The organism is Rhodanobacter sp. AS-Z3 (genome assembly GCF_029224025.1).
In the GTDB taxonomy this organism is placed as follows: domain Bacteria; phylum Pseudomonadota; class Gammaproteobacteria; order Xanthomonadales; family Rhodanobacteraceae; genus Rhodanobacter.
The window spans coordinates 1,164,163-1,178,186 of the sequence record NZ_CP119392.1; the positions used below are offsets into that span (position 1 = coordinate 1,164,163).

11 protein-coding genes are annotated in these 14,024 nt (G+C 62.6%); 5 read left to right on the top strand and 6 right to left on the bottom strand.

The features are described 5' to 3' along the window. Window positions 1-30: 30 nt before the first annotated feature. Both trpE and PY254_RS04910 read left to right on the top strand, forming a co-directional pair. Window positions 31-1,506 (top strand): anthranilate synthase component I, encoded by a 1,476-nt coding sequence (trpE, locus tag PY254_RS04905; RefSeq protein ID WP_281014362.1) that lies wholly within the window; start codon window positions 31-33, stop codon window positions 1,504-1,506. A gap of 30 nt (window positions 1,507-1,536) precedes the next feature. Next, window positions 1,537-2,244: an SIMPL domain-containing protein gene (locus PY254_RS04910; RefSeq protein WP_281014363.1), complete on the top strand. Its 708-nt coding sequence runs from the start codon at window positions 1,537-1,539 to the stop codon at window positions 2,242-2,244. An 81-nt stretch (window positions 2,245-2,325) separates the two neighbouring features. On the opposite strand, the gene PY254_RS04915 is transcribed toward PY254_RS04910, so the two are convergent. Together PY254_RS04915 and PY254_RS04920 are read right to left on the bottom strand one after the other, a co-directional pair. Next, on the bottom strand, window positions 2,326-2,610 hold the full coding sequence (locus PY254_RS04915; RefSeq protein ID WP_281014364.1) for a hypothetical protein: 285 nt from the start codon (window positions 2,608-2,610) through the stop codon (window positions 2,326-2,328). 20 nt (window positions 2,611-2,630) lie between these two features. Then, window positions 2,631-3,236 carry a hypothetical protein gene (locus PY254_RS04920; RefSeq protein WP_281014365.1) on the bottom strand — a complete coding sequence of 202 codons (606 nt, stop codon included), beginning with the start codon at window positions 3,234-3,236 and terminating at the stop codon, window positions 2,631-2,633. 286 nt (window positions 3,237-3,522) lie between these two features. On the opposite strand from PY254_RS04920, the gene PY254_RS04925 reads away from it, so the two are divergent. From PY254_RS04925 to PY254_RS04935, 3 genes are read left to right on the top strand one after another with little or no spacing between them, the layout of a single operon-like run. Further along, window positions 3,523-5,067 carry an efflux transporter outer membrane subunit gene (locus PY254_RS04925; RefSeq protein ID WP_281014366.1) on the top strand — a complete coding sequence of 515 codons (1,545 nt, stop codon included), beginning with the start codon at window positions 3,523-3,525 and terminating at the stop codon, window positions 5,065-5,067. Next, entirely contained in the window at window positions 5,057-6,238 is a 1,182-nt protein-coding gene (locus PY254_RS04930) for an efflux RND transporter periplasmic adaptor subunit (protein WP_281014367.1), read from the top strand. The genes PY254_RS04925 and PY254_RS04930 overlap by 11 nt, the downstream gene beginning before the upstream one ends. Before the next feature lie 8 nt (window positions 6,239-6,246). Beyond that, window positions 6,247-9,360, top strand: a complete 3,114-nt coding sequence (locus PY254_RS04935; protein WP_281014368.1) for an efflux RND transporter permease subunit — start codon at window positions 6,247-6,249, stop codon at window positions 9,358-9,360. 93 nt (window positions 9,361-9,453) lie between these two features. On the opposite strand, the gene ggt is transcribed toward PY254_RS04935, so the two are convergent. The 4 genes from ggt to PY254_RS04955 form a co-directional block, all read right to left on the bottom strand. Then, a complete protein-coding gene (gene ggt, locus PY254_RS04940; RefSeq protein ID WP_281014369.1) occupies window positions 9,454-11,271 on the bottom strand; it encodes a gamma-glutamyltransferase in 1,818 nt (605 codons plus the stop codon). Window positions 11,272-11,428: 157 nt separating this feature from the next. Beyond that, complete coding sequence (locus PY254_RS04945; RefSeq protein WP_281014370.1) at window positions 11,429-12,208, bottom strand: N-acetylmuramoyl-L-alanine amidase; 780 nt, start codon at window positions 12,206-12,208, stop codon at window positions 11,429-11,431. Then, window positions 12,208-13,263, bottom strand: a complete 1,056-nt coding sequence (locus PY254_RS04950; protein ID WP_281014371.1) for a serine hydrolase domain-containing protein — start codon at window positions 13,261-13,263, stop codon at window positions 12,208-12,210. Before PY254_RS04950 ends, PY254_RS04945 begins: the two co-directional genes overlap by 1 nt. Before the next feature lie 30 nt (window positions 13,264-13,293). Further along, window positions 13,294-13,974 carry a M15 family metallopeptidase gene (locus PY254_RS04955; RefSeq protein ID WP_281014372.1) on the bottom strand — a complete coding sequence of 227 codons (681 nt, stop codon included), beginning with the start codon at window positions 13,972-13,974 and terminating at the stop codon, window positions 13,294-13,296. Window positions 13,975-14,024: the final 50 nt, after the last annotated feature.

The following is a 14,024-nucleotide window of genomic DNA, read 5'->3' on the forward strand; positions in this document are numbered from 1 at the left end:
GCAGTCCTGCCTGAGCTACGGATCAGCCACGTGATTTCCCGAGACGAATTTGATGCGCTGGTGGCCAAGGGCCATACGCGGATACCGCTGGTACGCGAGGTGTTTTCCGACCTCGACACGCCGCTGTCGGTGTACCTGAAACTGGCCGATGGGCCGTATACCTTCTTGTTTGAATCCGTCGAGGGTGGCGCCACCTGGGGACGCTATTCGATCATTGGCCTGCCGGCGAAGCGCGTCTATCGCCTGCGCGGGCACGAGCTCGAAGTGGAAGATTCCGGCGAGATCACCGAGCGTCGTCATCTCGACGACCCACTGGGCGAGATCGAGAAACTGCGCGCGCAATATGACGTGCCGCGGCTGCCGCAACTGCCCGCGTTCAGCGGTGGACTGGTCGGCTATTTCGGCTTCGAGACGATTGGCTACATCGAGCCGCGACTGGCGCAGTGGGATCGCGCCGACGAGCTGGGCACGCCCGATGTCTTGCTGATGCTGGCCGAGGAAGTCGCCGTGTTCGACAACCTCAAGGGTCGCTTGTACCTGATCGTTCACGCCGACCCCGCGCAGCCGCAGGCCTATGCCGAGGCGCAGCGTCGGCTGGATGCGCTGGTCTATCGACTGCGCCAGGGCGGCGCTTCCTATCCGCAGCTTACCCAGTCGATCGCGTTGGACGAGAGCGATTTCAAATCTTCCTTCACCAGGGAAGAATTCGAGGCGATGGTCGAAAAGGCCAAGGAATACATCCGCGCCGGCGATATTTTCCAGGTGGTCCCCTCGCAGCGCCTCAGCGTGGGTTTCAACGCGCGGCCGGTGGACGTCTACCGGGCGCTGCGCGCGCTGAATCCGTCGCCGTACATGTACTTCGTCGACCTCGGCGACACCCAGATTGTCGGTTCCTCGCCGGAAATTCTGGCGCGGATGAAAGACGGCAAGGTCGTGGTGCGTCCGCTGGCCGGCACGCGCAAGCGCGGTGCGACCGAGGAAGAAGATCAGGCGCTGGAAGCCGAGCTGCTGGCTGATCCGAAGGAGCGCGCCGAACACGTGATGCTGATCGATCTGGGTCGCAACGACATCGGCCGGATCAGTGAGAGCGGTACGGTGGAAGTCAGCGAGTCGTTTGTGATCGAACGCTACTCGCACGTGATGCACATCGTCTCGCAGGTGCAGGGTACGGCCAAGCCGAACCTCAGCTACATGGACGTGCTCAAGGCCACGTTCCCCGCCGGTACGCTGAGCGGTGCGCCGAAGATTCGTGCACTGGAAATCATCCAGGAACTCGAACCTTACAAGCGCAACATCTACGCCGGCGCGATCGGCTGGATCGGCTGGTGGGGTGATGCAGACACCGCCATTGCGATCCGCACCGCCGTGATCCAGAACGGCCGCCTGCACGTGCAAGCCGGTGCTGGCATCGTCTACGACTCCGACCCTGCCGCCGAGTGGGAGGAGACGATGAACAAGGGCCGGGCGCTGTTCCGCGCGGTGGCGCAGGCGGCGAAGGGTTTGTAAACGGACGTCCATGCTGAAGGGGAAGGGATGATGAAGCGCTTGCTGGTTGCGTTGGCGCTGTTGCTGGGTCCGAGTGCGGTGCTGGCGCAAGTCAATGCGTTGCCGGCGGCGCCCCATTTGCTGGTGAAGGGGCACGCCCAGGGTCGCTATGTGCCGGATCGTTTCACCATCCATTTGACGGTGAACGTGGTGAACAAGGCGCCGGCGATCGCGCGGACCAAGGTCGAGGCCCACGTCAAACAAATTCTGGAGGCGTTGAAGAAACACGGTGCACTGGATGACCGCACTCAAGCCAGTAGTCTGAGTGTTCGTCCGAAGACGGAGGAGCGCAACGATACGGAGGTCTTTGTCGGCACGGAGGTTTCGCGCACCGTGGATGCCACTTTCGATAACTCCGACAAGCTGCGTGACTTGCTTGGTGAGCTGGTCACCAGCGACGAACTCACGATTACGGGTGTGGACGTCAAGCGCAGCGATGAAGTGTTGCTTCGGAATGAGCTGCGCAAACGCGCCATGGCCGACTCGCAGCAATCTGCGCAACAGATCGCGAAGGCCTATGGCATGCGGCTCAAGAGTGTCTACAGCGTTTCCGAAGTGCCTCCCAGTTCGTCCTATGGCATGACCGGCGACCTGTACGCGGTGACGGTGTCTGGCACAGCACTTCCCGAAGTGGCACTTCGTGTGGGAACCATCGAGCTGGAGCAGGACATCTACGCGGTCTATCTCACCACGCCGTGATCGGTAGCCAGAGCAGGACTAGGGTTCTGCAGCGTTATTCCGGCACGTTTGATGGGGAGTGCGTTTGCCACGCAGATGACGTTAGCGCCAGAACCTCGACATCCACAGCGCCATCGCGACTACCGCCAGTGCGATCGCAAATATCTTTTCTCCGCGGCTGCTGGCCGTTGCGATCAGCGCCACCTGACTGAGCACGATTGCGGCCAGCAACAGCAGCACGAAGATCGAGCTGTTGTCGGCGCTGGTGGTGGGTGGCGGGGCGATGGACGGGTCCATCTGCTGCATCCAGTCGTAGCGATGGACGGGCAAGGCGATGAACACGAATGCGCCCCAGGCAAACAGCACCCACGCCGCGAACTTGAACACAAGCCTGCCTGTTCCCCGATTCACTTGAGGAGCCCGCTGAAGCGAGGCCAGAACTTCACGATGAAATCGCCGTAACGGGTGTTCTTGCGGATTTGCTCAAGGCTCAGGTCGATGCCCCGGTTGTAGCGGGCGCCGGCAATGCGAACCTGATCCATGCTCAAGGCGGGCGGCGCGGTCTGTGGCCCGTCGTGATCGATGAGCATGCGCAGGTGCCGGGCCACCAGCACGATGTTGAACACGTCTTTCTGCAGGCAGTCGGCCAGCTGGCTCAGTTGGGCGTGCGGCATTTTTGCCGGGTTCATGCCGAGTGTTTGCGCTGCCGTACGCAACTGCATGCTGACCGCTCCGAAGGATGTCCTGGCGGGTTGATGGGTCACGGTGAGGTGCTGATCAATCCAGTCCGGCCCGCTCCAGTCGAACGAGCGCACATCGAAGGCAATCCGATCGATCGAGTCCGGGTCACCGCCCACCTCGATCCAGCACACGCCCGCCAGGAGTTCGGCAGGCATGGCGTACTGCGCTGCGTTCGCGATGATCAATTTCCGGTTGCGCCGCACCCACCCATCCTTGAAGCGCTGGATGAAGGGTATGCCGCCGCCGAGCCGCTCGGGCACCAGCTTCCACACAAAAAGATCCACCCAGCCCCAGGTCGGGGAGCCATTGGCTACGGGGCACGCAAGGTCCGTCATGAGCCGCGATCTCTGTCGGGATGATGCCGAAGCGGATGGCCGCGGGTGCACCACGTTAGGCAAGCCGGTCCGAATTGACAAGCGGCTTCGGCGCAATTTCTTGCAGGCTTTCACTGCGACTTGGTACGTTATATCGTTGCGTTTCCGTTCTTTCCGCCAAGACATCTCGCATGAACAATCCGCGGTTCTCCTGCTTGCCGGTGCCGTCGAAATGATGGCCGCGATGATCGAGCGGAGGTATCCGTTGGTGCGGCATGTCGTGGCTGCCGTGGCGGTCTTGTCGATCGCCGGCTGTGCGGTGGGTCCGAATTTTCAGCGCCCGGCAGCACCGAAGGTTGCCAGTGTCGCCGCAGGCCCGTTGCCGAGTGCCACGGTCAGCGCGGAGGTCACCGGCGGTCAGGCGCAGCATTTCGTTTCCGGTGGCGACATTCCCGCACAGTGGTGGACTTTGTTTCATTCCACCGCATTGAACGCGCTGATCGAACAATCACTGGCGCACAACGCGGATCTCAAGGCGGCGCAGGCGGCATTGACGGTGGCGCGCGAAAGCACCAAGGCCGGTCGTGGCGGATATTTTCCTGCCATCGACGGCGGCTTTTCGGCCAATCGTCAGATGCAGTCACAGCAGGTCGCGCCCGCCCCCAATTACCCGGTAGTGCCCGACGAGTATCTGTTCAGTTTCTTCACTCCACAGCTGAGTATTTCGTACGCGCCGGATGTGTTCGGTCTGAACCGACGCACCGTGGAATCGCTGAAGGCGCAGGAACAGTCCGTGCAGTTCCAGACGATCGCCACCCGCATTACGCTGAGCACCAACGTGGTGGCGGCGGCGGTGCAGCAGGCCTCGTTGCGTGCACAGGTGGCCGCGACCCGCGACCTCATTGCGATCAACGCGAAGATGGTGAAGTTGCTGCGCTACCAACTGGACAAGGGCTATGCCGGCCGGCTCGACCTGGCCGCGCAGGAGTCGCAGCTAGCGCAGTTGCAGGCCACACTGCCGCCGCTGCTGACCCAGTTGGACCAGCAAAACAACTTGCTTGCCGTGCTGGCGGGATACATGCCGAGCCAGGCACCAAAGCAGAGCTTTGATCTGGCCAGTCTGAACTTGCCGCAGCAACTGCCGCTGAGCCTGCCATCCGTGCTGGTCGCGCAGCGTCCTGACGTGCGTCAGGCCGAAGCGAACATGCATGCAGCCAGCGCGCAGATCGGTGTTGCCATCGCGAACCGGTTGCCAAATATCACCCTCAGCGCAAATACCGGCAGCACCGCCGTAGCCATGAGCCAGGTATTCAAGACTGGTACGGGTTTCTGGAGCATTGGCGCCGATATCGCTGCGCCAATCTTCCACGGTGGCAGCCTGCTGCATCAGGAACGCGCCGCCAAGGCAGCCTATGTGCAGGCGTCCGAACAATATCGGGGCACCGTGTTGACCGCGTTCCAGAACGTGGCTGATACCTTGTCCGCCTTGCAGCACGATGCCGAAGGCCTGCAGGCGGCGGCCAGCGCGGAGCAGGCGGCAAAGCTCACCCTGGATCTGTCGCAGCGCCAGTACAAGAACGGCTACGCCAGTTACCTCTCGTTGCTGAGCGCGGAACAGGGTTATCAGCAGGCGCGCATTGCGCTGGTGCAGGCACAAGCCAGTCGCTATACCGATACCGCCGCCTTGTTCCAGTCGTTGGGCGGAGGCTGGTGGCACGAGCAAGGCACGCATGCGGCACACAACGATTCCATCCACGCCGCTGCCAACCGGGATAGCGATGAAAAGTGAAATTTCCTCCGTGACGGCGCTGATGCGGCGCACGACTCCCGCCGTGTTGTCGGCACTCGCGTTGACGAGCTTGCTGGTGCTGGTCGGGTGTTCGTCCAAAGCCGACTCACCAGCGGTTGCCGCCAGTGACAAGCCGCAGAACGTGACGCTGACCGCCGCGCAGCGGGAGCACATTCATTTGCTCACGCTCGCGCGCAGCCGTTTTCATCGCAGCATCGAGACCAGTGGCGTGGTGGATTTCGACCATGACCGGGCGGTCCAGGTGCTGGCGCCGTTCTCCGGTCCGGTGACCGAGGTGTTGGTGAATCAGGGTGACCAGGTCAAGCAGGGCCAGCCGCTGGCACGGGTCGACTCGCCCGATTTTGCCGCGGCTGCCGGTGCGTATCGCAAGGCACTGGCCGCGGCACAGGTGGCCGACAAGTTGGCGGCGACCGATCGGGATCTTTACGCTCATCAGGCGATTTCACAGCGTGAGCAGGCGCAGGCACAATCCGATGCGATCGGTGCGGATGCCGACCGTGATGCGGCACTGCAGGCGCTATTGGCTCTGCATGTCGATCAGCCGACCATCGCCGCGCTGCGCGATGGCAAGCCGGTGGCGCACGGGCAAGGCGTGATTCGCGCGCCGATTGCCGGCACCGTGGTCGAGAAATCGATTGCGCCCGGGCAACTGCTGGCGGCGGGTTCGACCGAATGCTTCACCGTCGCCGACACCTCGAAGATGTGGGTGATGGCGCAGTTGTTCGGTGACGATGCCGCGGCGGTGAAGAATGGCGATCAGGTCACCATCGATACCGAAATCGGCAGTGCGAAGATCCAGGGCAAGGTCAGCAATGTCGGTGCAGTCATCAACCCCGACACGCGTTCGATCGCAGCCCGCGTGCTGGTGGATAACGCTGATGGCGCGCTGAAGCACCAGATGTACGTGCGCGCCCACATTCAATCCAGCGAAGCGCATGAAGGGTTGCTGGTGCCGGTGTCGGCGGTGCTGCGCGATGACGACAATCTGCCGTTCGTGTATGTAGCGGCGGCTGACGGTGGCTATGCCCAGCGCACGGTGACCCTGGGCGAGCGCGTCGATGACCAGTTCCTGATTTCCGAGGGACTGCATGTCGGCGACAAGGTGGTGGTGGACGGCGCGATCTTCCTGCACTTCATCCAGACCCAATGAGCGCGTCCATGCCACCTGAAGAGACTTCGTCGCGGCCGATCTCGCTGGTCAATCGCATCGTTGCGTTCGCCTTGCAGCAGCGCATGCTGGTGCTGCTGCTGGCCGTGGGGCTGGCGGCCGCCGGCGTGTGGGCTTACAACACGCTGCCGATGGATGCCTACCCGAACCTCTCGCCGCCGATGGTGGACATTGTCACCCAGTGGCCGGGCCATTCTTCCGAGGAAGTGGAGCGGCTGATCACGGTGCCGGTGGAGCTGGGCCTGAATGCCGTGCCCGGCATGGTCACCAAGCGTTCCATTTCGCTGTACGGCCTGTCGGATGTCACGCTGACTTTTGCTGACGGCACCGATCCGTACTTTGCGCGCCAGCGTGTACGCAACCGGCTGCCGGATGTCTCGCTGCCCGATGGCGTATCGTCATCGATGTCACCGATGTCGCCTCCCTCCGGCCTGGTCTACCGCTACGTGCTGCAGAGCACCGACCGTTCGCCGATGGAGTTGAAGACGTTGAACGACTGGGTGGTCGCGCCGCAGTACCGGGCGATCCCCGGCGTGGCCGATGACTCCGGTTTCGGCGGTGGCACCATGCAATACCAGGTGCTGCTTGACCCGATGAAGATCGCGTCGCTGGGCATGTCGGTCGCACAGGTCGAGGCTGCGCTGGCCGCCAACAACAGCAATGCCGGTGGTGGCTTCTATTCGCAGGGCGGGCAGTTCTTCTACGTGCGCGGACTGGGTCGTCTGGAGACGGTGCAGGACATCGGCAACGTGGTGCTGGCCGTGCATGACGGCACGCCGGTACTGGTCAGCAATGTCGGCACGGTGAAGATCGGCATTGCACCGCGACTGGGCGAGTTCGGCTACATGAATCAGGACGACGCCGTGGAAGGCGTGGTGCTGTCGCTCACCGGCGCGAAAACCGAGAATGTGCTGCAGCAGGTCGAGGCGAAGACGACCGAGCTCAATAGCGAGATCCTGCCCAGAGACGTCAAGGTCCATGCGTTCTACGACCTCACCGACCTGATCCAGCAGACCAAGGGTGTGGTGATGCACAACCTGCTGCTGGGCATGCTGCTGGTGATCGCAGTGTTGATCTTCTTCCTCTACGACATTCGCGCCGGTCTGATTGTCGCGGTGACCGTTCCGCTGGCGCTGCTATTTGCCTTCCTGTGTCTGGATCTGAAAGGTGCTTCGGCGAACCTGCTATCGATCGGTGCGATTGATTTCGGCATCCTGGTCGATGGCGCGATCTTCATGGTCGAGAACATCTTCCGTGAACTGGCTGCGCGCAAAGGAACCGAATTCAACATCCGTGAAGTGATCCAGACCGCTGCATCGGAAGTGGATCGCCCGCTGGTTTACGCGGTGGCCGTGATCGTCGCCAGCTTCCTGCCGATCTACGTGCTGACCGGACCATCCGGCACGCTGTTCAAGCCGATGGCGGATACGATGATCTTCGCCCTGGTCGGCTCGTTGCTGGTCACCTTGACGCTGCTGCCGGTGCTGTGTGCGTTGCTCATGCGTCGCGGTGTGACCGAACGACGCAATGCGATCTACGAGAAATTCAAGGCGTGGTATGTGCGCGGGCTCGAACGTATCGAGCGGCACGCGTGGCGGGTGACCGGTGCGTCGATGCTGCTGCTGGTGCTGGCCCTGGTGATGATGCGCGGTATCGGTGCCGAGTTCATGCCACATCTGGATGAGGGTTCCTTGTGGGTGCGCGCAACCATGCCGTACACCATCTCGTTCGATGAGGCGTCGAAGATATCGCCGCAGATCCGCAAGATTCTCGGTTCGTTCCCGGTAGTCACCACGGTGACCTCGGAACTCGGACGGCCGGATGACGGCACCGATTCCACGGGTTTCTTCAACGACGAATTCTTCGTCGGCTTGAAGCCTTACTCGCAGTGGGGTGGTCAATACCACAGCAAGCAGGATCTGATCGCGGCGATCGACAAGAAGCTGGCGGTTTTTCCCGGCATCCAGTTCAACTACAGCCAACCTGCCGAAGATGCCGTCGATGAAGCGGAAACCGGCCTGAAGAGCGCGCTGGCGGTGAAAATCTACGGGCCGGACCTGCATGTGCTGCAGGACAAAGGCAAGGCGATCAAGCAGGTGATGCAAAAGGTGCGTGGCATCACCGACCTGACCCTGGTGCATGAACTGGGTCAGCCGAACCTGGCGATCAAGATCGATCGCGCGAAGATCGCCCGCTATGGCATCAACGTCGATGACATCAACAAGCTGATCGAAGCAGCCATCGGTGGCGACGTGGCCACCCAGGTGGCGCAGGGTGAAAAGCAGTTCGACCTGCTGGTGCGTCTCGACCCGAAGTACCGCGACAACCCGCAGCAGATCGGCAATATCCCGGTAGCCACGCCCGGTGGTCAGCAGATTCCGCTGAAAGAACTGGCCGATATCAGCGTGGCCAACGGCGCGTCGTTCATCTATCGCGAGAATGGTTCACGCTATATCGGGGTGCAATATTCGGTGACCGGGCGTGACCTCGCCGGTGCCGTGAATGACGCGATCAAGCAGGTCGCTCATGACGTGAAGCTGCCGCGCGGCTATCGACTGGAATGGGGCGGCGAGTACCAGGAGTACACCGCCTCGCGTGCGCAGATGAATGTGATTCTGCCGCTTACCTTGCTGCTGATCTTCGGTTTGCTGTTCGTGCTCTACGGCAACTTCAAGTTTCCGTTCATCACCGTGGTTGGCGTACTGCTGTCCGCACCGTTCGGCGCGATTCTCGCGATGTGGCTCACCGGTACGTCGTTCTCGGTGTCCTCTGCGATCGGCTTCATCGTGTTGTTTGGCGTGTCGGTGCTGACCGGTGTGGTCTACATTTCCTGCGTCAACGAGTTGCGCCTCAGTGGCATGGAGATCGGCAAGGCGATCCACGAAGCTGCGGTGCTGCGCCTGCGTCCGATCACCATGACTGCACTGGTCGCCGCGCTGGGCCTGCTGCCGGCGGCGATTGCCAGTGGCGTGGGCACCGATTCGCAGCGGCCGTTTGCGCTGGTGATCGTGGCCGGCATGCTGTCGCGGCTGCTGATCGGCATGTTCCTGATGCCGGCGCTGTATGCGCTGGTGGCGCGGAACGACGACCACTTGCAGGTGTGACCGATGGACGTCTGCCCGGCGCTGGATTGTTGATTCAGCGCCGACGACAGGCCTTCATCTGAAGCCCGCACAGGCTACCGCCGCAGCGTGTCGTCAGTAACCGGCAGCCAGCCCCGCCGGGCGTCGTGGATCGTTGGCGCCTTCCAGCAAACCCGTCTTGCGGTTGATCAGGATCGCTTCGACGGCGCCGCCGTCGAACGGCTCGAACTTGTGTCCCATCGCTTCCAGCGCTTGCTGTGACTTCGGCGTCAGCAAACCCTGACCGACATAAACCACGTCGGGGTACCACTGGTGGTGCAGGCGCGGCGCATCGACGGCCTGCTGCATGTTCATGCCGAAGTCGACCACGTTGAGGAAGCTCTCCAGCGTGGACGAAATGATGGTCGCGCTGCCAGGGCTGCCGGTGAGCATGAACGGCTTGCCGTCACGCAACACGATGGTGGGCGTCATCGAGCTCAGCGGGCGCTTGCCCGGCTCGATCTGATTGATCACGCCCTGCACCAGACCGGCGCCGTTGGCGATGCCTGGCTTGGCGGTGAAGTCATCCATTTCGTCGTTGAGAAAGAAGCCGGTGTCGCCGGCGATCTGTTTGTTGCCGAACAAGAAATTGATGGTGTACGTGACCGCCACGGCGTTGCCGTTCTTGTCGACCACCGAGTAGTGCGTGGTGTGGTTGCCTTCGGGTGCACCGAGGCTGCCGCTGATCTCGGAGGATGGTGTGGCCTTGTCCGGCGCGATGGTGGCGCGCAGTTTCGCCACATGTTCCGCTGAGAGCAGGGTGTCGATCGGGTTCTTCACGAAGGCCGGATCGCCGAGATAGGTATTGCGATCGGCGAATGCGCGGCGTTCGGCTTCGACCAGGGTGTGCACGCTGTTGACCGAACCGTAGCCCCACTTTGCCATCGGGTAGGGTTCGATGATCTGCAGGATCAGACACAGCGTGGTGCCGCCCGAACTCGGCGGGGGCGCCGAAATGATGTTGTAGCCGCGGTACTCGCACTGGATCGGCTTTTCCCACTGCGCGGTGTAATCGGCGAAGTCGCGCAACGACAGGATGCCGCCGTTGGCGTCGCTGCCTTTGACCACAGCGTGCGCGATCGGTCCTTCGTAGAATGCCTTGCTGCCGCCGTTGGCGATCAGCTCCAGCGTGCGCGCGAGGTCTTTCTGCACCAGTCGTTCGCCGACCTTGAACGGCTTGCCATGATTGAGGAAGATCGCCGCCACGTTGGCGTGCTGGGCAAAACCCTCGGTGCCTGAAGCAAGGCTGTCGACGTCGCCCTGCTGAAGCAGGTAGCCGTCGCGCGCCAGCTTGATCGCCGGTGCCATGACCTGCTTCAGCGACATCGTGCCGTAGGCCTTCAGCGCCGTGGCGAAACCCATCACGGTGCCCGGCACGCCCACGCCGAGATAGCTCTGGGTGCTGCGGCCCTCGACCACATTGCCGTCGGCATCCTGGAACATCGTTGGCGTGGCTTTTCCCGGCGCCTTTTCGCGAAAGTCGAGGAACCGGTTGCGGCCGTCCTTGAGGTGGAGGGTCATGAATCCGCCGCCGCCGATATTGCCGCAGCATGGATGCACCACGGCCTCCGCAAAACCGACCGCCACCGCCGCATCCACCGCATTGCCACCACGCTTGAGGATGTCCACGCCCACCATCGTGGCCAGGTGTTGCGCGCTGACCACCATGGCGTGTCTGGCGGTGACCGGTCGGGCATTTTGCAGTGCCTCGCGGGTGCTGACGGGCTCACGACCGGTCGCATCAGGATTCACGCTTTGGGCGCAGGCCATCGTGCTGAATACGGCCATCAGTGCGGCGGGCAGGCACCGATGTCGGCGTGAAAATCCACGAAATGCCGGCGGCACGTATCGGGTGGGCTTGGCGTCGTGGGTTGTCACGTTGCGGTCGAACATGGGCTGATCCTGCACTGATATCCGTTGGAGGATAGCCGCAACGAAGGTGGCCATGCCAACGCAGTGACGAAGGCTGGGCACAACGATCAGTGGCGGCGATGGCGTGGCACCGAGTCGTGAAATCCTGCGGCTGCTACCGTCGACGCTGATCGGCGTTTCAGTGGCTCGCCGGTTCGCCGCCGGTTGTCTCGATCTGCTGCGCGAGGTTGTACAGAATGCGCGAATCCTGCGCGTCGAGCTCGTCGCCACCGAGGCCACGAAAGTGGTTGTGGAAGGTCCGCACGGTAGCTGCGCGGTCATCCAGCGGATAGCCGATCAAGGCAAGCGCCATCCACGGATCGAAACCGGCGGGTGGGTCGACCAGCGCGCCCTGTGGCCAGCGTCCGAAGCCGGCGGCGGCCAGTTGTTGCCAGGGAAACAGCGGGCCAGGGTCATCCTTGCGTGCCGGCGCAAAATCCTGATGACCGACGATTTGCGTGCGCGGAATGTGCAGGCGCTCGGTGAGGTCGCTGAGCAGGCGCAGCAGGCTATCGATCTGCGGCTTGGCGAAGGGAGTAACGCCATCGTTGTCCAGTTCAATGCCGATCGAAGCCGAGTTGATGTCGGTGATCGTGCCCCAGCGACCCGGGCCCCCATGCCACGCACGCAACTGGTCGGACACCAGTTGGTAGATATGGCCGTCCGCGCCGACCAGGTAATGGGAACTCACCGGGCCACCACTGTTGGCGGTGCGCAGCGTTTCCAGGCTTGCCTGCACCGAATGCTGGTTGGTGTAATGCAGCACGATCAGCACCGGCCGGCGGAGGTCGTGGTTTGGCGATGGCACCCACGTCGCCAGCGGATTGCGTGGCGCGTAGGCACAGGCGCCAAGCAGCGCGATCAGAAGCAGTAAAGCAGCGCCACGCAGTGGACGCGGTGCGCGGATGGACTCGAACATTACGGCTCCTGCAAGTACGGTTGGGCGATCGCCAGTGCGCTGCGATAAGGCTCCGGGTCGTTGCGGTTGCTGAGCAGAATCACCGTCAGATGCTGCTTCGGCCAGCGCACGATGACGTTGCGGAAGCCGATGCTTTCGCCGGAATGCCACAGCGTGTCGCCGGTGATGCGCCAGCCGTAACCGTAGCCGGCTTCATACGGCTCGCCGGTGACCTTGACGTGCGCGGTGAAGGCCAGGTTGCGCGAGGCGTCGCTGAGCAAACGGTTGTCATACAACGCGGCGTCCCACTTCGCCAGATCTTCGACCGAGGAGTAGATGCCGCCATCGCCGCGAGTGGCGCTGGTGACGCTTTGGTCGGTGCGCGTCCAGTGGCCGTTTTCCTCGCTGTAACCGTAGGCGCGATGATCGATCGGCGGCCCGCCGCGTTCGTACAGCAGGGTGTGATCCATGTGCAGCGGCTGGAAGATGTGCTGCTGTAGAAACAGCGGCAGACTGACGCCCGAGGCCTGCTCCACCACCAGCCCGAGCAGGACGTAGCCGGTGTTGCTGTAACGGTAAGCGGTGCCGGGTGCGAAGTAGGTCTTCGCGGTGGCTGACAGCATGCGCAGCACATCCTGATCACTCACCTGATCGGTCGTGCCGGCGGGAATCAGGTCTTCGTAGTCGACCAGTCCGCCGGTATGCGTGAGCAACTGGCGCAGGGTGACGCCGGCGGTGACCTCCGGCAGCGACGGTAACCAGCGGCGCGCGGTATCGTCCAGATGCAGACGGCCATTCTCTGCCAGCAGCAGGATGGCTGCCGCGGTGAACTGCTTGCTGACCGAGGCCAGCCGATAGTTGGTCGCTGGCGCGGCGTCGTCATGGTCCTCCACGTTGGACAGGCCGTAACTGCGATTGACGATCGCCTTGCCATCCTTGATTACCAGCAGCGAAGCGCCGGGCACATCACCGCTGTAGCGCTGCATCAGCGCATCGATCGGATCGACCGGCTTGACGCCCGATGAGCAGCCGGCGAGGACGGTGGCGATGGCGAGGCCAGCGATGAGCTTATGCATGGCAGGTTCCTGTTTGGCGCTTGCGGTGCTTCATTGCACCGGGACATCGTAGATCGTATGTGGCGTGGGCTCCGGCGACACGGTGTAGTGCCACCACTCCAGCGGATAGTTGCGGAAGCCCTCGCGCGCCATCGCATCCCGCAGAAGGTGGCGATTGGCCAGTGGCACGGCGCTGATGCCGGCAACATCGGTATGCGCGCGCACGTCGAAGAAATCAAACTCGGTGCCCATGTCGAGTGACAGGCAGTGCGTTCCATCGTCCCTGCAGCGTTGCAGGGTGAGGTCGACGGTGGCGCCGCGGCTGTGACCGGAAACGGGTGCGATGTAGTCGCCGAGCAACTTCGATTTGTCGAGGCTTGGGTAATGCTGCGCCTTCGTACGCTGGTCTGGCAGATCGTGTGCCCAGCGCACGAAATTGGCTACCGCGCGGGCGGGTCGATAGCAGTCCCATATCTTCAGGCGCAAATGCTGCGCGCGCAGCTCGTGTTCGACTCGTGCCAGGGCTTCAGCCACCGGACGCAGCAACAGGCATTTCGGTGCGAGATAGCCGTCCGCTGGAACGCCCATGAAATTGTCGCTGCCGGCGTATTTGATGTCCTCGGCGATGTCCGGCACCAGCGCACGGATGTCTGTCAGGTTGGCTTGTTCGGCGGTCTTGGCCGGCGACAAGGTGATCGGTTGCTGCGCGTGGCTGCTACCTGCACCAAGCATGACGACCAACGCGAGCGCGACAAGCCCGTGTCCCCACATTTCCGTAGGAG